Source organism: Bacillus sp. F19 (assembly GCA_023823795.1).
Taxonomy (GTDB): Bacteria; Bacillota; Bacilli; order Bacillales; family Bacillaceae; genus Bacillus_P.
Genome location: CP085710.1, coordinates 4,026,498 through 4,047,339, shown reverse-complemented (window position 1 = coordinate 4,047,339; position 20,842 = coordinate 4,026,498). Strand labels below are relative to the sequence as shown.

Below are 20,842 nucleotides of genomic sequence, written 5' to 3'. Positions count from 1 at the left end.
GCATCCGCTGCGATTAATGGCGAAAATTTATAAAGATATTTTTCCGGTTGTGCATGTCCATCTGGATAAATGGAGAGAAAAAGCCAATCAGATTCCAAACGCAGAGCTTAGAAATCAGGCGCTGTCAAGTATAAATGGTAAATCCTTCCACTGTGAGGGCGGAGGGATTTTTGCGCTTTTGTCAGAAGCTAACAAGCATGAATGCATTGAATTTATTGTCGCTTATCAGACGATAAGTGATTATCTTGATAATTTATGTGATCGAAGTACATCACTTGATCCATTGGATTTCGCGATGCTGCACCAAGCAATGAATGATGCTCTGAGTGCAGGAGCACCGCTGAAAAATTATTATTCTTACCGGACAGATCAAAATGACGGCGGATACTTGCACGCTCTCGTATCTACATGCCAAAATATATTAAGCAGACTCGGCAACTACCCTCTAATTGCAGAACATTTACTCGAATTGTCGTGTTATTACTGTGATTTACAAGTACATAAGCATGTAAAAATAGATGAGCGCATTCCGAGGCTTGAAACATGGTTTGAAAAAAACAAACATGGATTGCCGGATATGCAGTGGTATGAATTCTCTGCGTGCGCGGGGTCTACTTTAGGCATTTTTTGTCTGGTCTCTTACGCATTCAGAGAGGACTTCAACGAAAGGGAAGCCTTCCGGATCCGTGAAAGCTATTTTCCATACGTTCAAGGCCTGCATATTCTGCTCGACTATTTAATTGATCAAGAAGAAGATCGAATTGGCGGAGATTTGAATTTCTGCAATTACTATGAGACCGAGAAGGAAATGATGAAGAGGCTTGAGCATTTCGTCCTGCAGGCTGAATCCAACCTCAGCGGAATCCCTCATGAAAACTTTCATAAACTCATTCATAGAGGACTGCTTGGCGTTTATTTATCCGACGAGAAAGTAACCTCAAGAAAAGATCTCGGAAAGCTTGCCAGACATTTAATCAAACTAGGCGGAAAAACGTCTTCGTTCTTTTACTGGAATGGGAGGGCATACCGTGCTATTCAGAAGCTTGCTGCCTCAAGAAGCTCTTAAAAAGACCGGGATCTTACTCCCGGTCTCAGATTGTAGACAAAAGGCATTCGGATGAACTCTATCCGAATGCTTTTTGTCATTTCTGGGGCTAATTTGATGTTTGTAGGCCTATTCGTTGACTATTTTTATACCGCTTTCGCTGGCTTCCATGTCCAGGATGCCAACTTTTTCAAGTTCATGGCAGCAAAAGTAAGCATCGCCTGCATGGACAATTTTTTGAGTCCTCTCAACGTTGTCCAACGCATACCATGCTTTTCTTTTGCATCTGCAAAGACACGCTCTATCGTTTCTTTGCGTTTTGCATAAATTGTTTTGTTCTCTTCTGTATGACGAAGGTGTTCAGCTTCATCTAAGTATTCTTGCCAGAGATGCCTTTCAATCAATTTCTGATGATTTTGGCTCTCCGTACATTGGCTTAGGAATGGGCAATTTTCACAAACCTTCGGATCGGAAGAGTATTGTCTGTATCCTTTTTTCGTAGTAGTTCTGTAAGGAAGCACTTGATCGTGCGGGCATATGTAACAATCAAAATGTTCGTCATACACATAATCACTTTTCTTGAAAAATCCATCTTTTGTTTTTGGCCGTGTATAAGGAAAAACCGGACGAATTTCTTTTTCGTTCAAATAGTGAGCAAGAGCAGGGTTCTTGTAAGCAGCATCGGCAGCAACAGCAACAGGTTTCTTGTGAAGCTCAGTTACTTGATCAAGTAGAGGCTCGAATATTGCACTGTCGTGCACGTTACCAGGCGTAACGATTGTCCCCAGAACAAATCCTTTTTCGTCAGAGGCTGTGTGAAATGAGTAAGCGAACTGTTTTGTTCTTTCATCTTTTACGTAATAGCCACTTTCCGGATCCGTCGTACTTTCTTTAATCACTTTCTCTTCCGGTTCAAATTTATCTGGGGGAAAAGGCTTTTTTCCGTTTTCTTCGCGGTCTAGATTGAGTTCGTTTTGGAGCCTTTCCTCATATGATTTCGTTTCTTTTCGTACGATCTTTTTCTGATACTTTCGTTTATTAGCACTAGCCTTTACGTGAGTTGAATCAATAAATACCTGTTCTCCATTGACCAGTTTCTTATCAATCGCCTCTTTTAAGATGCGGTAAAATATCTGCTCAAACAGATCTGTATCCTTAAAGCGCCGTTCATAGTTTTTACCGAATGTTGAGAAGTGGGGCACCTTGTCATGAAAACCAAAACCCAAAAACCAACGGTAGGCTAAGTTGGTTTCAATCTCTTCAATGGTTCTTCTCATGGATCGAATACCGAAAAGGTATTGGATGAAGGTCATTTTAATCAATATGACCGGATCAATACTTGGACGACCTCGATCTGCGGAATAGACTTTCTCTACTAATGGATAGATGAAAGAAAAATCGAGAGCTTGTTCAATTTTACGGACTAAGTGATCTTCCGGCACCAACTGTTCAAGTGTAATCATTTCTAGTTGATCGCGATTCATTTGATTATTTTTAGACAACATCCAAATCACCTCTGTATTGTTCTATTTTCATTATATAAAAAAACTGCCGACAAATCCCCCAAAAAGGGGGGATTTGTCGACAGTCTGAGACCGGGATCTTACTCCCGGTCTCTTTCTATGCCTGCATTTTTTCAATTGCAATAATAAATGGAGCACTGTTCTTCTGATTAAGAAATTGATACTGCAGAACGTGCGCCTTTTTTTGATCCAGCTGACAGGCATATTCCAAAATAGCATCACGTTCAATTTTTCCGCCAGGATGTCCGTGATAAATAACAAGAATGATGACTCCTCCCTGCTTCATCAAGGAAAAGAGCTGTTCAATTGCCTGAATGGTCGACTCTGGCTTTGTGACGATTTCTTTATCGCCGCCAGGCAAATAGCCCAGATTAAAGATAGCTGAAGCTACCCGTCCAGAGATACTCTTCGGCAAGCAGTCAGCTGCATGTTCATGGCTTTCTTTTAATAGTGTCACACGGTCTGTAATAGAGTGATCGGACAGTCTTGATGATGTAGCATTTATTGCATCCTCTTGGATATCAAATCCATAAACATGTCCGCTGTCTCCGACAAGCTCTGCTAGATAGACCGTGTCATGTCCGTTTCCTATTGTTGCGTCTATTGCAATGTCACCTTGAGTAACAGTCCTTGCTAAGATGGATTTTGCAAAAGGAAGCACCCGTTCTAATTTCATTCTGCGATTACCTGTTCTTTCTGAAAATATTTTCCCTGAGAACTGCCGCGGTTCTTAAGTTCTGCATCAATTGAGTTGAGAACATCCCATTTATTCACACTCCACATTGGGCCAATCATTAAATCAATCGGCCCATCTCCTGTAATCCGGTGAACGATCATATCCGGAGGCAGAATTTCAAGCTGGTCGCATACTAAGCTTACATAGTCTTCTTTTGTTAAAAATTCCAGCTTGCCTTTTTCATACTGCTTTACCATGGGAGTCCCTTTTAGTAAATGAAGAAGATGGATTTTAATGCCCTGAACATCGAGCTTTGACACAGCACGGGCTGTGTCCATCATCATTTCATTTGATTCAAGCGGAAGTCCGTTAATAATATGGGAGCAAACACGAATGTTATGCTTTCGCAGCTTCTCAACGCCTATTTGATAGCACTCATAGTCATGGGCACGATTTATAAGCAAAGATGTCCGCTCATGCACAGTCTGAAGCCCAAGTTCCACCCACAGGTACGTTCTTTCGTTCAATTCGGCCAAATACTCAACAACATCATCGGGCAGGCAGTCAGGCCTTGTGGCAATAGATAGCCCGACAACTCCATCCAATTTTAGAACAGACTCAAATTTCTCACGGAGGACCTCAACAGGTGCATGAGTATTTGTGTACGCTTGAAAATAGGCCATGTACTTTCCGTTTTTCCACTTTTCGTGCATTTTTTCCTTTATTTGATTGAATTGAGTAACAAGATCCTCTGCGCGGTTTCCCGCAAAATCTCCGGAACCGGCTGCACTGCAAAATGTGCAGCCGCCAAATGCTGCTGTACCGTCGCGATTGGGGCAGTCAAATCCTCCGTCTAATGCTACCTTAAACACTTTATGTCCAAAGTGATTTCTTAAATGATAATTCCATGTATGATACCTTTTTTCATCTGATGCATATGGAAAAGGGTTAATCTGCTTCAAACTAGAAAAACCTCCTTAATTCGTAAATAGCCATCAGAGCATTTTATCATGGTGTTTGCCTAGATGACAAACACCTGAAAAGCTTTTTCCAATTGTTTTCCCGTAATTTGAATTCTGAAGTTGTGCAAACTATACGTAATGAAGTGAAATGCTTCATTTACTTATAGGGGGTTTGCAAAATGGCAACAAGACAATCCGTAACTGAATGTCTCGACCGATGCTCAAATTCGTATGACTATGCCAGAAATCAATACGCTGAAGGATCTAAGCAGGAGCATTACAATGACACAGAGTATACAAAAGCTCAGCAAATGCTTGAAGATGCAGTAAATGAGTGCAATTCCTTGACATTAAGCGCCAACGATCAGCAAAAAGAACAGCTTTACAGAATGCGACTTCAGCTTCAGCAGCTTCAAAATGAAATGATTTTACTGGATCATTAGGAGGCCTGTCAGATGAAAAAACGTTCAAAACAGAATAACCCTGAACAAAAAACAAGAAACGGCTCTAATAATCAGGATGTAGAATTTGGAAAAGACTTTGATCCTGTTAAGCAATCTAAAAAAAAGTATGAGCAGCACGGTCAGTCTGTAAAATCAAAACAGCGTTCAGAATAAGCTTGAAAACTGCTTCCGTTATGGAGGCAGTTTTATTTTATAAAAACCAATTGACAATGTATGTAAAAAAATATATTGTATTATGTGTACTATATTAACTAGTACGCACAATACGACAGAGACAGTACATATCTCGGTTAAAGAAAGAAGGGAGACCGATGATTCAAATTGATCCGCGCAGTTCAACCGCGATTTATGAGCAAATCATACAGCAAATAAAAGAGCTTTGTTTAAAGGGAGTATTAAAGCCCGGAGAAAAGCTGCCGTCTGTCAGAGAGCTCTCAACGATGATTATTGCAAATCCAAATACAGTCAGCAAAGCCTATAAAGAATTAGAACGGGGAGGCATTATTGAAACTTTGAGGGGCAGAGGAACGTTTGTATCGGAGAATGCCCAAATAACACTGGATCAGGGGAAGATGGAGATGATTAAAGAACAGTTGAAACCGCTCATTGTAGACGCTGTTTATGCAGGTGTAGACATTGAAATTATCCATAAATGGATTGAGGAAATCAGTGAGGAAATGAGAGGTGGAAGAAATGATTGAACTGAAGAATCTTTCGAAAAAGCTTGATGGAGAAAAAGTTCTTGATTCCATCTCCCTGAAGCTTGAAAAAGGAGAAATCTTTGGATTACTTGGCCGGAATGGCTCTGGAAAAACCACGATCTTACGGTTAATTCAGCAGATTATTTTGCCGGATGAAGGAGAGGTTTTGTTTGAGGGGGTCTCCATTAAAGAAAATCCTCTTGTTAAACGGAAGGTGATTTACGTGTCTGTTCAGAATCCTTTTTATGACAGATACACATACAGAGAACTAGTGCGGATACTTAAGCCGCTCTATCCAGATTTTGATGTGACTTACTCAAATGAATTAATCAACAGATACGGAATACCGGAAACAAAAAAATATCGTGAATTATCAACTGGTTTGAAAAAACAGCTGTCCCTGATCCTTGCATTTGCCACCCGTCCTGCAGTGATTCTGCTTGATGAGCCTACAGATGGCATTGATGCTGTCACCCGTCATGACCTCCTTCAGCTGATGATCGACGAGGTCGCAGAAAGAGAAACAGCGATTCTTATCACATCACATCGCTTAGAAGATATTGAGCGAATCTGCAGCCGGATCGGTTTTTTGGAGGGAGAATCGCTTACAAATGTGATGGATATGGACTCTGTAAAAGAAGATTACATGAAAATTCAGGCCGTATTCGAAGAAGATGTTCATCTTATAATCAGAGAACGAAATATCTCCATTTTGGATTACGCAGGTGTATTCTACACACTTCTCTTAAAATGTGATGACAAAGAGAACCAGGATTGGCTGAAATCGTTAAAGCCGAAAGTGTGGAATCAGCTCCCGGTTAATTTAGAAGAAGTATTTATCGCTAAGTTTGGAGGGAAGCGAAGATGGTAGGAGGAGGTCTTTTTGAAAAAGAGTTTAAGCAAGTAAGATCGCTGTTTCTCTTCTTATTAATTTTTAACTCGTTTGCAGGGCCATTTGCGGTTTGGTCCCAGTATTCAAGTCATATGGAATTTGTAAAAAATAACCCTGGTTACACGCCAGAGCCGTTTGTTTTTCAATTTGGTGCAGATCCGCTTCTTTTCATTAGCTCATTGTTTGTCTTTTTTATTGCTATTAACCAAATGGGAACGGAACGGGCAAAGGGAATCATGGATTTTACTCTAGCCCTGCCATATACGAGATCACAAATATTCTTCGTAAAATGGATTTTAGCTTTTGGAATGATCTTATTTTCAACCCTCATTTCGTTAATTCTTTCAGGCAGCTACATTGAATGGCATGATATAGCTGTATCACAGCCGCTGTTCAATTATTATTTTATCTACTTTTCATCCCTTACAATGTTTTATACGCTAACCTTGTCTGCCGGAGCACTTACCGGAACTCCATTTGCACAGGGGCTTACAGCAATCAGTGCTTCAGTTCTTCCGCTGCTGTTTACACTTGTCATTACAAAGAATGTACAGGCATTCAGCAATGAGACCTATGTGGAAATGGAAAAGTGGTATGATGCAGGGTATTTACTTACTCCGGCTCTCCAATTTTTCGGAGGAACGATTTTTCAGGATATCCCTTACGAATACAGATACTATTTCTTGATTCCTGGCAGTATGGCCATTCTTTTCTATCTCATTGGCCATTTTTCATTCATCAAGCATCCAAATGAGCGAAACGGCAATTTCTTTTTATGGAATCAGCTGAATTTACCGGTTCAAATGATTGTCATTCTGCTGGGTGTCCTGGGTTTCAGTTCAATCGGTTATGGTTCCAGCGGAAATTTCTCAGGCTATATAATTGGAGCTTTAATCGGGGCAGTCATAAGTATATTACTCGGCTATTATTTAATCTATAAAAAACCAAAGCAGTCATAGGAGAGGGAACGAATGATTAAGGCAGAACATTTAAATCACTCCTTTAAGGTTGGGAAAAAAGGCAGTGAAAAAGAAATTCCTGTACTGAAAGATATATCGCTGGAAGTGAAAAAAGGGGAAATTGTTTCGATTGTCGGCAGAAGCGGTTCCGGAAAATCGACCTTGCTGAACTTGATTTCAGGCTATATCCCTCCCACAGCAGGAAAGATTATTGTCGGCGGGACGGAGGTTACTGAATTTAATGAAAAAGAGTGGGCTGAATTTCGTTTGAATACATTCGGGTTTATCTTTCAAAGCTTTCAGCTGATACCAAGCCTTACTACATTTGAAAATATTGAACTTCCTTTAACTCTTAAAGGGATTCCATCATCTGAACGGAAAACACTCGTTACTGAAATGCTGTACCGAATCGGATTGGAAAATCACTTCACCCATTATCCGAATGAGCTTTCCGGAGGGCAGCAGCAGCGTGTCGGAATTGGACGAGCCCTGATTACTAATCCGGAAATTATCCTTGCTGATGAGCCTACAGGGAGCCTGGATTCTGAAACAGAGAAAGAGATTCTTGATTTGATAAAAGAATTGAACACTGAAAAGGGAATCACCTTCTTCATTATTACTCATGATGAAGAGGTCGCAGAATACAGTGACCGCAAGTTTATCCTACAAGATGGCGTGTTAAAGGAAAGAGGCGTTCCTCTTGAAATTTAAAGATCAGCTTAACCTGGTGAAACGCAATATGAAAAAAAATCGGATGCGGATATTCATGACCGTTCTTGCTACAACGATAGGCTGCGCCTTTTTAATTGTCCTCGCATCTGTTGGATTCGGCATGCAAAAAAGCATGCAAGAGGAGTTATTAAGCGCACAGAAGCTAAATGAAATTCAAATCAGCGGAAAAGAAACAGACGGTCAAGTTGAACAAGCAACAAAAGAGCAGATTAAGGAGCTTGAAAATACTAAACATGTGGCAGCAGTCGTAAGAAGATCAGGAGTATCCCAGACTGCCCAAACAGAAGTCAAACTTTCGGACCGGACGTCTGCCTTTGCGGGTCCCGTTCTTACGAATATGGAGCAGGAGCTGAAGGGAAATACGAAACTTGTGTCTGGAAATGCTCCCAAAAGCGATAGAGAAATCATTGTAGGCTATCATTTTGGAAAATCCCTTTTAACGGAAGCTGAGAGAAAGCAACTGGAAAAAAGAAATGAGAATCCTGAGTCGAAACAAGAAGCACCAGAAGGATTTAAAGGTGACCTCATTGGAAAAGAGATTGTGTTTTCGATGACAGAACAAGTAGAAGATAAATTGGAAACAAAAAGCTGGACGTTTAAAATAGCAGGCGTAGCAGAAGCGCCGGCAAGAGATTTTATGGAGGACTCCAATATTTACATCAGCGAAAAGTGGAAAAGCGAGATGAGGGCTTTTGCTGAAAAAGCAGATGGAGCAGAGGAATTTGAAGAACCAGAGTATTCGGAGATATATGTTTACACAACAGGTATTGAGCAAGTAAAAGAAGTGACAGACGGTTTAAAAGAAAAAGGCTATCTTGTGTATTCCGTCACGGAAGAACTCGATAACCTCAACTTATTCTTTAATGCGTTTAAAGCCGGGCTGATATTTATCGGAACAGTAGCAGTTCTTATCGCCTCAATCGGAATTTTTAATACGATGACAATGGCGGTGACAGAACGAACGCAGGAAATCGGAATCATGAAAGCCATTGGCGCGCAGCCGGGAATGATAAGAAGAATTTTTCTGCTTGAAAGTGCATTTATCGGCATACTTGGCGCCTTGCTTGGTGTCGCGATTGCGTACGTAATCAGTTTTGCTGCCAACTTCGCAATCCCTCGCATCCTGGAGGCGGTCTCGGAAGGAAGCATGGAGGGAGTAGATTTCACTTTCTCTTCTATTCCGCTTAGCCTTGTGCTGATTGCAAGCGGCATCAGCGTGGGAGTCGCGGTCATCTCAGGCTTTATGCCTGCGGTGAAAGCAACTAAAATTAATGTGCTTTCAGCACTGAGACGTGAACTATAGGAGGATCAGGCAGAATTTCCCTGCTTTTTTGGGGAGAGGAGGATTGAGATGAAGAAGTGGGTTCAAAATTTGCTGATTGCGTTTATCTTAATGCTCTTATTTATTTTGCCTATTAAAAATGTGTTCATCAGCGGAATGAAAATCTCCGTTGAAAATTTGACTGAACAAGAAATCAGCGGTTTGGAAATCACTTATTATTATAATGAGAAAAAAATACGCATACCGGCACTGAAACCGAATGAGGAGTATGAGATTACGATTTTTCCTGATGAGGATTTCAATGAAAGCTTCATGCAGCTTGTTTACACAGATCGAAACGGTAAGCTGAGACAGGAAATGATATTCGGCTACTTTGAAAAAGGGTACAAGGGTTCTGCAAAAATTACCGCAAAATCAGCAGACAGCCGAGGGGTTATTACATTCAAGGTGGAAGAAAAATTGTATAGCTTTTAAAGTCCCCGCATTAAAGGAGGTGCAGCCGAATCTAATAAGTGAATAAAGTGGCAGGATAGAGTGCCCCAATTTGCTGTTTTGGGTACCTGGAATAGTGTTTTTCCTGAATGGAGTGCCCCAATTTGCTGTTTTGGGTACTTGGAATAGCATTTTTGCCAAATTGAGTACCCCAATTTGCTGTTTTGGGTACCTGGAATAGTGTTTTTGCCAAATCGAGTGCCCCAATTTGCTGTTTTGGGTACCTGGAATAGTGTTTTTACCAAATCGAGTGCCCCAATTTGCTGTTTTGGGTACCTGGAATAGCGCATTTGCCAAATGGAGTACCTCAATTAGCTGTTTTGGGTACCTGGAATAGTGTTTTTCCTGAATAGAGTGCCCCAATTTGCTGTTTTGGGTACTTGGAATAGCGTGTAGCTGATACTTGAAAAAAGCGAATAATTAAACAAAGCAACGGATAAATCAAAAAAAGCAAAAACTAAGTAAAGTCCTAAAACGGCTGAAAAAAGCTGAAATTCCGCTGGGAAAAGGTCCTTTTTAGCTAGTGAATTAACGATACCGTCTAAATGCGAAACTTCGGAACAGCTGTCTGTCGGTGTTCCGGATTTCTTTATTGCAATCTCTCTAAAAAAGGACTACAATCTTCAGGTGGATTAGAAAAAGACGCGAAGGCATAGCGATGCTTTCGTGCTTTTTTGTGAGTTTTTTGAAGGAGGTTTTATCATGCCGCGTTCTTTATGGCTATTGATTATTGGCATGCTGGTCAATGTAACGGGATCATCGTTTCTATGGCCATTAAATACGATTTACATTCATGATCATCTTGGCAAATCATTAACCGTTGCCGGAGTGGTTCTGATGTTAAACTCGGCTGCGAGTGTGGCAGGAAATTTGATTGGCGGTGTTTTATTTGACCGCTACGGCGGGTACCGTTCAATCTTAAGCGGAATTATTCTTACGTTTGCTGCTATTTCAGGTCTTGTGTTTTTTGATGGATGGCCTTCATATATCTTATTTTTGACGCTGGTAGGTTTTGGATCCGGAATCGTATTTCCGTCAATGTATGCACTGGCGGGAACGGTTTGGCCAGAGGGCGGAAGGAAGGCTTTTAATGCCATCTATGTCTCTCAAAATGCAGGTGTCGCTGTCGGAGCAGCTCTTGGAGGATTAATTGCGGGGTATTCATTTCAATATATCTTCATTGCCAATGCAGCCTTGTATGCTGTTTTTTTCTTTGTTGCATTCTTCGGATATCGAAATATAGCAGCGCGTCCAGCTGTACAAACGTCCATTTTGCAGCAGTCATCCAAAGTAAAAAACAATGATAAATTTACCGCACTCAGCATTCTTTGCTCAGGCTATTTGCTGGGTTGGGTCGCATACGTACAGTGGCAATCCACCATTGCTGCACATACTCAGGAACTTGGCATCCCTCTTACCCAATACAGCTTAATATGGACTGTAAATGGTGCATTAATTGTGTTTGCCCAGCCTTTAGTGAATACCCTTGTTAAGTATTTTGCTGAATCCATAAAAAAACAGATGATGATAGGATTCGTCATTTTTATCGTTTCCTTTGCAGTGGTTTCATTTGCCGAAGAGTTCACCGGATTTATGGCAGCGATGATTATTTTGACCGTTGGTGAAATGCTTGTGTGGCCAGCAGTTCCAACGATAGCGAATGACCTTGCGCCTAAAGGAAGGGAAGGTTTTTATCAGGGATTCGTCAACAGTACGGCCACAGGCGGAAGAATGATTGGTCCGCTGCTTGGGGGTGTGCTGGTAGATCTGAACGGAATGAACATGCTTTTCATAGTATTAATTGGCTTGCTGGTTCTTGCAATGTTTACAACATCAATCTATGACAAAAAATTAAAGAGTAAAAAACTGGGAGAGGCAGTTTTGACCTCCTAACATAACCAAAGGTGAAGCGGGAATGAATTCTCGCTTTTTTATTTCGGCGCGAGTACCAATTGAATCTTTGAATTGTGCCCAAACAAAATCAGAATTCACTAAAAGAAGCTGATAAATTTTCATTGCTGAAAAAGTGCGGCGAGTGTCTGAAAATGCTGAGTATGCTCTGGTTTTGGAGGGTCAGAAGCTTATAGATTTACATATTTGCCGTTTGAAAATTCAGGAAGCTGCACGGTGCCGTAATGAATGGTACTTATCACATAGGTGGAAAACCGAAAAAACGTTCGGTCTAGTGAAAAAGTACGATAAATAGTTTCCTGAAAATTCCTTCTATTTAATCAAGCTTGTTTAACCTCCATTCACATATAATGGAAGTAAAACAAGCTTCTATTTTTTCATAAACCTGTACAAGCAAAGAGAAGCTTAAATATCTTGTACCTGAAGTCGCGTGCCGAAATTATTACGGCTTTAGGAAGGTGATCATATGCTGCAGACAGTAGTTGTGGCGTCATTGATTGGGGGGTTAATGGGTTTACTTGGACATGTCAAAAAGAAAGGAAGGATCGAAAAACCAAGAATGACAAAACGATTTATCTACTTAGGATTCTGGGAAGATATCGCAATGGGGATAACAGCTTCTATCCTGCTTGTTTTATCGACAGAACCCTCATCCTCATTTCAGCTTGTCGTGCTTTCTATTATCGCTGGTTACAGCGGGGAAGCGGTATTAAGGAGTTTTGACTTTGTCAGACAGCAGCAGGACAACACAGTACAGCCAGAAAAAGACAATGAGCGTCAAGCAAAATAATCTCCTGATGACAGCAAACTCACTTCTTAATCTCTCAAAACCTAACACTTCTCATTTCGCAGAAAATGAACATATCTGCCGCCAATCATCCGATTTCCGATTTTTCTTCATTTAACAACTTGCATCACAGAAACAATTTCTATAAAATACAATATATAAATGTATACGATATGAACGGTGATAAGGAATAGTAACAGACTTAAGATGCTCAGAGAATTGACGGAAGGTGCGAGTCAATCATCCATTGCCTGTGAACTCACCTTTGAGTTACAGACGTGAACTGCAGAACTTCTGCACAGTAATGTCTGTCGTGATCCACGTTACGGATGCTTAAGTGAGTGCCTGATTGTTGGCGCTAAATTGGGTGGTACCGCGGGAAATGAAACCTCTCGTCCCTTATTGGGATGAGAGGTTTTTTCTATTGTGCGGTTTAATCTGGGGGACAGCCGTTCAGACTGAATACTAAAAGCGAAGAGCAACGCACCAATCTGAGGAGGATTTATATGAGTTTTAAGCACGAGAAAGTTGAGAAAAAATGGCAGAATTACTGGCTTGAAAATAAAACGTTTAAAACAACAGAGGACAAAGGTAAACCGAAATTTTACGCCCTTGATATGTTTCCATATCCATCAGGTGCAGGCTTGCACGTTGGCCACCCTGAAGGCTTCACGGCAACTGATATTTTGTCCCGTGTTAAACGGATGCAGGGGTTCAATGTTCTTCATCCGATGGGCTGGGATGCATTCGGTCTTCCAGCTGAGCAGTACGCACTCGACACAGGTAATGATCCTGCTGAATTTACAGCAAAAAATATTGATACGTTCCGCCGTCAAATTCAGAGCCTTGGCTTTTCATATGACTGGGACCGTGAAATCAATACAACAGATCCTGAGTATTACAAATGGACACAATGGATCTTCCTTCAATTATATAAAAAAGGTTTGGCATACGTAGATGAAGTGGCAGTAAACTGGTGTCCTGCACTTGGAACAGTTTTGGCAAACGAAGAAATTATTGATGGCAAAAGTGAACGCGGGGGACACCCTGTTGAGCGCCGCCCAATGAAGCAATGGATGCTTAAAATTACAGCTTATGCTGACAGATTAATTGAAGACTTAGATGAAGTGGATTGGCCTGAGAGCATTAAAGAAATGCAGCGCAATTGGATTGGCCGCTCAGAAGGTGCTCACGTTCATTTTGTCATCGACGGTCATGATGAATCGTTTACTGTCTTCACTACTCGTCCCGATACGCTGTTCGGAGCTACTTATGCAGTACTTGCACCTGAGCATGCGCTTATTAAAGAAATTACAACTGCCGATCAAAAAGAAGCCGTTGCAGCTTATATCGATAAAGTGAAAAGCAAAAGTGATCTAGAACGAACAGATTTAGCTAAAGAAAAAACGGGTGTATTTACAGGAGCCTATGCAATAAATCCGGCAAATGGCGAGAAAATGCCAATCTGGATTGCCGATTATGTTTTAGTCAGCTATGGAACAGGAGCTATTATGGCAGTTCCGGCTCATGATGAGAGAGACTATGAGTTTGCAAAAACATTCGGCCTTCCTATTAAAGAAGTAGTAGAAGGCGGAAATGTTGAGGAAGAACCTTACACTGGCGATGGACTTCATGTAAACTCTGATTTCCTAAATGGCTTGAATAAACAGGACGGCATAGAAAACATGATTAACTGGCTTGAAACAAATCAAAAAGGCGAAAAGAAAATTACGTATCGTCTTCGAGACTGGTTATTTTCCCGTCAGCGCTACTGGGGTGAGCCAATCCCGATCATTCATTGGGAAGACGGCACAATGTCTGCTGTGCCAGAAGATCAGCTTCCGTTAACATTGCCGAAAACAACAGAAATTCGTCCATCCGGTACAGGTGAATCACCGCTTGCCGTGATTGAAGAATGGGTGAATGTGACAGATCCTGAAACTGGAAAAAAAGGAAGACGCGAAACAAATACAATGCCACAATGGGCCGGCAGCTGCTGGTACTACTTGCGCTACATTGATCCAAAGAATTCAGAGCATCTTGCTGACCCTGAAAAAATAAAAGAGTGGCTTCCTGTTGATACGTATATCGGCGGAGCCGAGCATGCTGTTCTTCACTTACTGTACGCAAGATTTTGGCATAAGGTTTTATTCGACCTTGGAATTGTGCCGACAAAAGAGCCATTCCAAAAATTGTTTAACCAGGGAATGATTCTTGGTGAAAACAATGAAAAAATGAGTAAATCTAAAGGGAACGTCGTTAATCCGGATGACATCGTAGCAAGTCACGGAGCGGATACTCTGCGTTTATACGAAATGTTCATGGGTCCGCTTGAAGCCTCAATTGCATGGTCTGAAAAAGGATTGGACGGAGCTCGCCGTTTCTTGGACCGTGTATGGCGTCTATTCGTTGAAGACAACGGGGCATTAAGTCCTAAAATTACAGATGAAATGTCTGACAGCTTAGAGCGTGTCTATCATCAAACGGTTAAAAAAGTAACTGAAGACTACGAAGGCTTGCGCTTTAACACAGCCATTTCTCAATTGATGGTCTTCATTAACGATGCATACAAAGCGACAGTACTTCCAAAAGCCTACATGGAAGGGTTTGTGAAATTATTGTCTCCAGTTGCTCCGCATCTTGCTGAGGAACTATGGGAAAAGCTTGGACATGAAGGAACCGTTTCTTATGAAACATGGCCCGCTTATGACGAAGGCAAATTAGTTGAAGATGAAGTTGAAATTGTCGTTCAGGTCAACGGCAAATTAAAAGCAAAATTAAATGTTCCAAAAGATGCAACACGCGAAGAAATGCAGGAAATTGCCCTGTCTGATGCCACAGTTAAAGAACAAGTAGACGGGAAAACGGTCCGTAAAATTATTGCGGTGCCAGGAAAGCTAGTAAACATTGTAGCAAACTAATAGGAAAAGCGGAACCGACTGTTCAGCTCCGAGAGGCAGATAAGAATTCGCCGGAAAAGTCCGGGTTTGACTTTTTCGGCGAATTTGTTCTGACCGAGGAGTTAGGAGGTGGAGCTGGACAATAAGAAGAGCAGAAGCAGGTGCTGATAAAGCTCCTCTTCTTTTTCTGTTCTCGCGCATAGATGTCTTTAACTGGTATGAGCACAGTCTGCTTTGGTATAATAAACTCATCTGCTAGTGAAAGGGTGTAATCTAAATGAAAGAAATTACGACAGAAGAATTACATAAGAAACTTAAAAGCGGCGAAACATTGAATCTTGTAGATGTTCGCGAGGATGATGAAGTAGAAGAAGGCATGATACCAGAAGCGAAACACATTCGAATGGGAGAAATCCCAGAAAAACTCGATGCTTTTGATAAAGATAATGAATATATTATCATCTGCCGCTCAGGCGGACGCAGCGGAAATGTCTGCGCATACCTTCAGGACCAAGGATATAATGTCACAAATATGGCCGGCGGCATGCTTGACTGGAAAGGCGATACAAAACGCAAAAGTGAATTAGCTTAAGATTGGATCCCTGTTTAGAACAGGGATTTTTTTATGAGGTCTTGGCATTTTTTGAGCGCAGGATAGTTCGACCCCGGTTTAAGGAGCAATAAATATAACCCTTTAATGAAAACGCTATCATAATCCTAAGCCTCTCAAAATACAATAAAATAAGGAGGGATGTGATATGTCTGAATATCACAAGCTTGAAGTAACGGAACGGGTGATTGCAAGGCTCCATGGGGATTTCATGGAATTGTACATTGGGAAGGAATATATCGGAAAGCTTGTCATAACTTCTGAGGGACGGGAATATGAATTAGAAAGCGGATTTGTTGTAGAAGGGGACAGGTTTTACCGGATTTATGAACGGAATTGTGAGCTTCAGCAGCAATATGCAGAAGGGTATGATATGGGATGGTGTTAAATGTACAAGGTAGCCGTTTTTGATAAGGAGCATGAAAAAGATCTGGAAAGTGAAATCAACCACTTTTTAAAATCCATTTCAGACGAACAGCTTGTGGATATAAAGTACAACGTGGCAGCTGCCTGCAATGAAGATGGCGAGCAGCTTTATTGTTTTTCAGCGCTAGTCTTATACAGAACCTGAAAAAAGGAAGCAGCTATAAGATAGCCGCTTCCTTTACATATTCTGCGGCATTTTTGCCTGCGAGTCTGCCTGTAACAAGCGCAGACGTTATGTTGTATCCTCCGGTATATCCATGAATATCAAGAATCTCTCCGCAAAAGTAGAGACCGTTCATCAATTTGGAAGCCATTTGTTTAGGGTGTATTTCTTTTACGGATACACCTCCGCCTGTTACAAATGCTTTGTCGATGGACAGTGTTCCATGCACGTTGAACTGAAACTGCTTGCAGTCTCTGACAAATCCGCGCAATTTCTCCATAGATAAGTTCGCAAACGTCACCTGCTGGTCAATTCCGTTCCGCTCTAATAAAAAGTGAAGATATCGTTCAGAAAGAAATCCTTTTAATACATTTTTAACGGCCTTTTTAGGTTCTGCTTTCAACAGCTTAACCGTTTGCTGGAATAATTCCTTTGCATTTTGATCAGGAAAAGAATCGATGCTCATTGGAATGGAAGTTGTTTTGAACTTTTTCATTGCTTTTACAACATACTGACTGCAGCGCAGGACAGCTGGGCCTGATATGCCGAAGTGGGTGAAAATCATGTCCATTTGGTGAGTCTTTATGACTTTTCCTTTCGGATTCAGGACACTTAATGCAACATTCCTGAGCGACAGACCCTGCAATGTTTTTTCCTGAATGAATGGTTCATTTGAAGTAATCGGAACTTCTGTAGGAAAGAGCTCTGTAATGGTATGGCCGGCTTTTTCAGCCCAAGCATAGCCGTCACCCGTGCTTCCTGTGTGGGGAACACTTTTACCGCCGACTGCAATAACTACAGCATTTGTGCTGATGTACTCTCCGTTCTTTAAAAGAACTCCCGCGGCTTTGCCTTCTATAAAATCTACGGTTTCAACAGGTTCATTTGTCCTTATTGTCACATGGAGTTTTTTCAGCTGATCCAGTAAGGCATCTACAACAGACTGAGCCTTATCTGATACAGGAAACATCCTTCCGTGATCTTCTTCTTTCAGCTGTATGCCAAGGTTTTCAAAAAAGCGAATGATATCTTCATTGCTGAATTCTGAAAAAGCGCTATATAAAAATCGTCCATTTCCCGGGATATGCTTTACAATTTCATCGATCGGCAGACGGTTCGTTACATTGCAGCGGCCGCCGCCGGAAATCGCGAGTTTTCTTCCGAGTTTATTTCCTTTATCAAGCAGGAGTACATTTGAGCCTTGTTCTCCGGCAGCAATTGCCGCCATTAAACCAGAAGGGCCGCCTCCGATAATAACCACATCATATTTCATTTGCTCACAACCTTTTCTTTCAGGAAACCTGATTTTCTAACCTATTATAGCTGAAACTGGAAGAAATCAAAATACGGCCTTTTTATAATCTGATAAGCTGTGTACAAACATTATTGTTATGGGTGTTTATTGTGTTAAAATAGAAAAGTTGAATCTTCAGAGAGAAATTGGTGATTTCATAAATGTCGAATAAATTGTTAAGAGGGACGTTAGTATTAACGCTAGGCACATATATTTCTAGAATATTAGGGATGATTTATGTCATTCCATTCTTTGCCCTGATCGGTGAAGACGGGGGGGCACTTTATCAGTATGGATATGCCCAATATGCGGTATTTCTGGGGATTGCCACAATGGGGTTTCCTCAGGCGGTTTCAAAATTTGTATCAAAATATAATTCCATCGGTGATTATGCAACGAGCAGGAAAATGTTCAGAGTCGGTATATTCGTCATGTTTGGAACTGGTTTTATAGCGTTTGCCATTCTTTATTTCTTGGCTCCTTTTTTTGCTGAAAGTGCATTGGGACAACAAGAACTTGGAAATACTACGGTTGATGACGTGGTTTTAGTTATTCGGATGGTCAGTCTTGCTTTGATTGTTGTTCCAATCATGAGCTTAATACGCGGTTTTTTCCAAGGCCATCAGTCAATGGGGCCTACTGCTGTTTCTCAGGTGATTGAACAAATAGTCAGAATTGCTTTTTTGCTGATAGCCGCTTATCTCGTATTGAAGGTTTTTAATGGAAGTCTTGTAACGGCAGTAGGGTTTGCAACGTTTGCCGCCTTTGTCGGGGCAATAGGTGGATTGCTTGTCCTTTTCATTTACTGGCAAAGACGAAAGCATACGCTTGAAGCTATGAGAGAGAATCTGGTGCCTGTCAGTGATATTACAACAGGCGGAATGTTCAAAGAGCTTTTCTCGTATGCAGGTCCATTCGTATTCGTTGGATTAGCGATTCCATTATACGGTTATGTAGACACAAATACTTTTAATAGAGCCATGACATCAGCCGGTTTTGCAGATATTTCGGCGAATATCTTCTCAATTGTCACGTTATATCTGCCAAAGCTTGTCATGATTCCAGTATCACTGGCAACGGCGTTTGGTTTAACACTTGTACCTACTATTACTAAGTCATTCGTAGATAAAAACATGCCGTTGTTGACCCGGCAGATCGATCAGGCATTTCAGATTATCATTTTCTTAGTATTGCCTGCTGTTGTAGGACTGGCTGTGCTTGCAGAACCTGCATATATGCTTTTTTACAACGATAACCCTGCAGGTGCAGAGCTGTTAAGATGGTTTGCGCCAGTCGCGATTCTGTTTTCATTCTTCACGGTGACTGCAGCTGTTTTACAAGGAATCAACAAACAAAAGCTTGCTGTTATCTCACTGGCCTTAGGATTAATCATTAAGATGGCTGTTAACGCGCCTTTGATTGTGATGTTTCAGGGACTTGGCTCGATCATGGCCACTGCCCTTGGCTTTGGAGCTTCAATCATTTACAGCTTTGCCATGATTCACCGTCATGCCAAGTATTCCTTCAGGCTTCTTTTTAAAAGAACCGTTTTCATTGGAATACTGACAGCCTTTATGGCAATGATCGTTTCTGTGTCGCAGTCCGTGTTGTCTATTTTTATTGATTATTCAGATGGGAAGATTCCGTCAACGATTATTTTAATCATATCGATAGGTCTTGGAGCAGGTGCTTATTTATACATTGCCTACCGGTCTCATTTGCTTGAAAAGCTGTTCGGAAATCGTTTTTCATTTTTAAATCGAAAGAGGAAGGCTGCTGAATAAGAGCCTTCCTTTTTAATAGGTCAGGAGCAGATTGTTTATGAGAATAGATAAATTATTATCAAACATTGGCTATGGCAGCCGAAAAGAAGTAAAACAGCTTTTAAAGACAGGTGCCGTAAAAGCGGATGGAGTCACTATTAAAGATGCCAAGACACATGTTGATCCTGCTGAACAAAGGATAACCGTGCATGGGGAGACGGTGGATTATAAGGAGCATATTTATTTAATGCTGAATAAACCAGGGGGCTATCTCTCGGCCACAGAGGATTCTGTGCAGGAAACCGTTATTGACTTGCTGGAAATGGAAGACGCCGTTTACAAGCCGTTTCCTGTTGGGCGTCTTGATAAAGATACAGAGGGGCTTCTTCTGCTTACAAATGATGGCCAGCTGTCACATCAGCTGCTGTCTCCTAAAAAGCATGTACCGAAAACGTATTATGCATCAATCCTTGGAAAAGTAACTGAGGAGGACGCTGCGGCTTTTAAACAAGGTGTAGAGCTTGATGATGGATATGTTACAAAGCCGGCATCTCTTGTGATTCTTTCTGCAGACGAGCAGTCGGAAATTCACATTACCATCACAGAAGGCAAGTTTCATCAGGTGAAACGAATGTTTGAGGCTGTCGGGAAAAAAGTAACCTATTTAAAAAGAATCAGCATGGGCCCGCTATTGCTTGATGAAAGCCTGGAGTTAGGCGAGTACCGCGAGCTTACAGAAGAAGAAGTGGAAGCATTGCAGTATGCTAAAGCGGTTGAATTATAAAAATACATTCCGATAACGTTAAATCAGCAGAAAAAAAACCAGCCACCTTATTTGGCTGGTTTTCTTATGTATACAAAACGTTTCGATTTTCCATTGTTCAGTCTCTTTTTAAGAAGACATTTTTCTAACCTTCTTTTGTGTAATTGTCCATTTGCCTCTGCTTGGGCTCCGAACCAGGTCATTATACGCTAACACATTTAAATCTCTTTGAATGGTTCGTGGTGTAATACCAAATTCGTCGACAAGCTGCTGAGTTGTCACAGTACCTCTTTCATGGATAAACATGTAGACAGATTTGATACGAGTTAGCATACGGTTTGTTGAAGGTTTCAAAAAACCACTCCTTATCATTTGATCGTACGGCATAGCCTACTACAACCTACGATGTCCCCTACTGCAGATGTTACTGTTCTTATTTATCTAATGAACGCTACATCAATATTTTACACGATTTCGACAGCTTCATACTAGTAAAA

22 protein-coding genes and 1 other annotated feature are annotated in these 20,842 nt (G+C 41.2%); of the genes, 17 read left to right on the top strand and 5 right to left on the bottom strand.

Annotation, left to right across the window (positions count from 1 at the left end; genetic code table 11):
* Positions 1–16: 16 nt before the first annotated feature.
* A complete protein-coding gene (locus LIT25_20805; GenBank protein ID USK36356.1) occupies positions 17–1,066 on the top strand; it encodes a tetraprenyl-beta-curcumene synthase family protein in 1,050 nt (349 codons plus the stop codon).
* Between the two features lie 125 nt (positions 1,067–1,191).
* Here the strand turns inward: LIT25_20805 and LIT25_20800 are convergent, their stop codons facing one another.
* From LIT25_20800 to LIT25_20790, 3 genes are all read right to left on the bottom strand, one after another.
* Positions 1,192–2,550: an IS1182 family transposase gene (locus LIT25_20800; protein USK32993.1), complete on the bottom strand. Its 1,359-nt coding sequence runs from the start codon at positions 2,548–2,550 to the stop codon at positions 1,192–1,194.
* Positions 2,551–2,665: 115 nt separating this feature from the next.
* Positions 2,666–3,244, bottom strand: coding sequence for a methyltransferase domain-containing protein (locus LIT25_20795; protein ID USK32992.1), 579 nt, complete (start codon positions 3,242–3,244; stop codon positions 2,666–2,668).
* Entirely contained in the window at positions 3,241–4,206 is a 966-nt protein-coding gene (locus tag LIT25_20790) for a TIGR01212 family radical SAM protein (protein USK32991.1), read from the bottom strand. The genes LIT25_20795 and LIT25_20790 overlap by 4 nt, the downstream gene beginning before the upstream one ends.
* Before the next feature lie 179 nt (positions 4,207–4,385).
* On the opposite strand from LIT25_20790, the gene LIT25_20785 reads away from it, so the two are divergent.
* The 14 genes from LIT25_20785 to LIT25_20720 all read left to right on the top strand — a co-directional run bounded on the left by LIT25_20785 (position 4,386) and on the right by LIT25_20720 (position 16,507).
* The gene (locus tag LIT25_20785) at positions 4,386–4,649 is read left to right on the top strand and encodes a YtzC family protein (GenBank protein ID USK32990.1); all 264 of its coding nucleotides are present in this window, start codon (positions 4,386–4,388) and stop codon (positions 4,647–4,649) included.
* Positions 4,650–4,661: 12 nt separating this feature from the next.
* The gene (locus LIT25_20780) at positions 4,662–4,823 is read left to right on the top strand and encodes a glycogen biosynthesis protein GlgD (GenBank protein ID USK32989.1); all 162 of its coding nucleotides are present in this window, start codon (positions 4,662–4,664) and stop codon (positions 4,821–4,823) included.
* A 158-nt stretch (positions 4,824–4,981) separates the two neighbouring features.
* Positions 4,982–5,371 carry a GntR family transcriptional regulator gene (locus LIT25_20775; GenBank protein USK32988.1) on the top strand — a complete coding sequence of 130 codons (390 nt, stop codon included), beginning with the start codon at positions 4,982–4,984 and terminating at the stop codon, positions 5,369–5,371.
* Complete coding sequence (locus LIT25_20770) at positions 5,364–6,242, top strand: ABC transporter ATP-binding protein (GenBank protein ID USK32987.1); 879 nt, start codon at positions 5,364–5,366, stop codon at positions 6,240–6,242. The genes LIT25_20775 and LIT25_20770 overlap by 8 nt, the downstream gene beginning before the upstream one ends.
* Positions 6,236–7,222: a hypothetical protein gene (locus LIT25_20765; GenBank protein ID USK32986.1), complete on the top strand. Its 987-nt coding sequence runs from the start codon at positions 6,236–6,238 to the stop codon at positions 7,220–7,222. The genes LIT25_20770 and LIT25_20765 overlap by 7 nt, the downstream gene beginning before the upstream one ends.
* Before the next feature lie 12 nt (positions 7,223–7,234).
* On the top strand, positions 7,235–7,933 hold the full coding sequence (locus LIT25_20760; GenBank protein ID USK32985.1) for an ABC transporter ATP-binding protein: 699 nt from the start codon (positions 7,235–7,237) through the stop codon (positions 7,931–7,933).
* A complete protein-coding gene (locus LIT25_20755; protein USK32984.1) occupies positions 7,923–9,257 on the top strand; it encodes an ABC transporter permease in 1,335 nt (444 codons plus the stop codon). The genes LIT25_20760 and LIT25_20755 overlap by 11 nt, the downstream gene beginning before the upstream one ends.
* Positions 9,258–9,305: 48 nt before the next feature.
* Entirely contained in the window at positions 9,306–9,710 is a 405-nt protein-coding gene (locus LIT25_20750) for a hypothetical protein (protein ID USK32983.1), read from the top strand.
* Positions 9,711–10,430: 720 nt separating this feature from the next.
* On the top strand, positions 10,431–11,621 hold the full coding sequence (locus LIT25_20745) for an MFS transporter (protein USK32982.1): 1,191 nt from the start codon (positions 10,431–10,433) through the stop codon (positions 11,619–11,621).
* A gap of 484 nt (positions 11,622–12,105) precedes the next feature.
* Positions 12,106–12,429, top strand: coding sequence for a DUF4257 domain-containing protein (locus tag LIT25_20740; GenBank protein ID USK32981.1), 324 nt, complete (start codon positions 12,106–12,108; stop codon positions 12,427–12,429).
* Positions 12,430–12,597: 168 nt separating this feature from the next.
* Positions 12,598–12,829: a binding site (T-box leader), on the top strand.
* 103 nt (positions 12,830–12,932) lie between these two features.
* Positions 12,933–15,347: a leucine--tRNA ligase gene (gene leuS / locus LIT25_20735; GenBank protein USK32980.1), complete on the top strand. Its 2,415-nt coding sequence runs from the start codon at positions 12,933–12,935 to the stop codon at positions 15,345–15,347.
* A 256-nt stretch (positions 15,348–15,603) separates the two neighbouring features.
* On the top strand, positions 15,604–15,918 hold the full coding sequence (locus LIT25_20730) for a rhodanese-like domain-containing protein (protein ID USK32979.1): 315 nt from the start codon (positions 15,604–15,606) through the stop codon (positions 15,916–15,918).
* Positions 15,919–16,084: 166 nt separating this feature from the next.
* On the top strand, positions 16,085–16,324 hold the full coding sequence (locus tag LIT25_20725; protein ID USK32978.1) for a YusG family protein: 240 nt from the start codon (positions 16,085–16,087) through the stop codon (positions 16,322–16,324).
* Positions 16,325–16,507 (top strand): sporulation protein Cse60, encoded by a 183-nt coding sequence (locus tag LIT25_20720; GenBank protein USK32977.1) that lies wholly within the window; start codon positions 16,325–16,327, stop codon positions 16,505–16,507.
* A gap of 13 nt (positions 16,508–16,520) precedes the next feature.
* Here LIT25_20720 and LIT25_20715 read toward each other — a convergent pair whose 3' ends face one another.
* Positions 16,521–17,798 (bottom strand): NAD(P)/FAD-dependent oxidoreductase, encoded by a 1,278-nt coding sequence (locus LIT25_20715; protein USK32976.1) that lies wholly within the window; start codon positions 17,796–17,798, stop codon positions 16,521–16,523.
* 182 nt (positions 17,799–17,980) lie between these two features.
* Between LIT25_20715 and LIT25_20710 the strand changes: the two genes are divergently transcribed.
* Both LIT25_20710 and LIT25_20705 read left to right on the top strand, forming a co-directional pair.
* Positions 17,981–19,603 (top strand): polysaccharide biosynthesis protein, encoded by a 1,623-nt coding sequence (locus tag LIT25_20710; protein ID USK32975.1) that lies wholly within the window; start codon positions 17,981–17,983, stop codon positions 19,601–19,603.
* Positions 19,604–19,640: 37 nt separating this feature from the next.
* A complete protein-coding gene (locus LIT25_20705; protein USK32974.1) occupies positions 19,641–20,366 on the top strand; it encodes an rRNA pseudouridine synthase in 726 nt (241 codons plus the stop codon).
* A gap of 108 nt (positions 20,367–20,474) precedes the next feature.
* On the opposite strand, the gene LIT25_20700 is transcribed toward LIT25_20705, so the two are convergent.
* On the bottom strand, positions 20,475–20,699 hold the full coding sequence (locus LIT25_20700; protein ID USK36355.1) for a DeoR family transcriptional regulator: 225 nt from the start codon (positions 20,697–20,699) through the stop codon (positions 20,475–20,477).
* Positions 20,700–20,842: the final 143 nt, after the last annotated feature.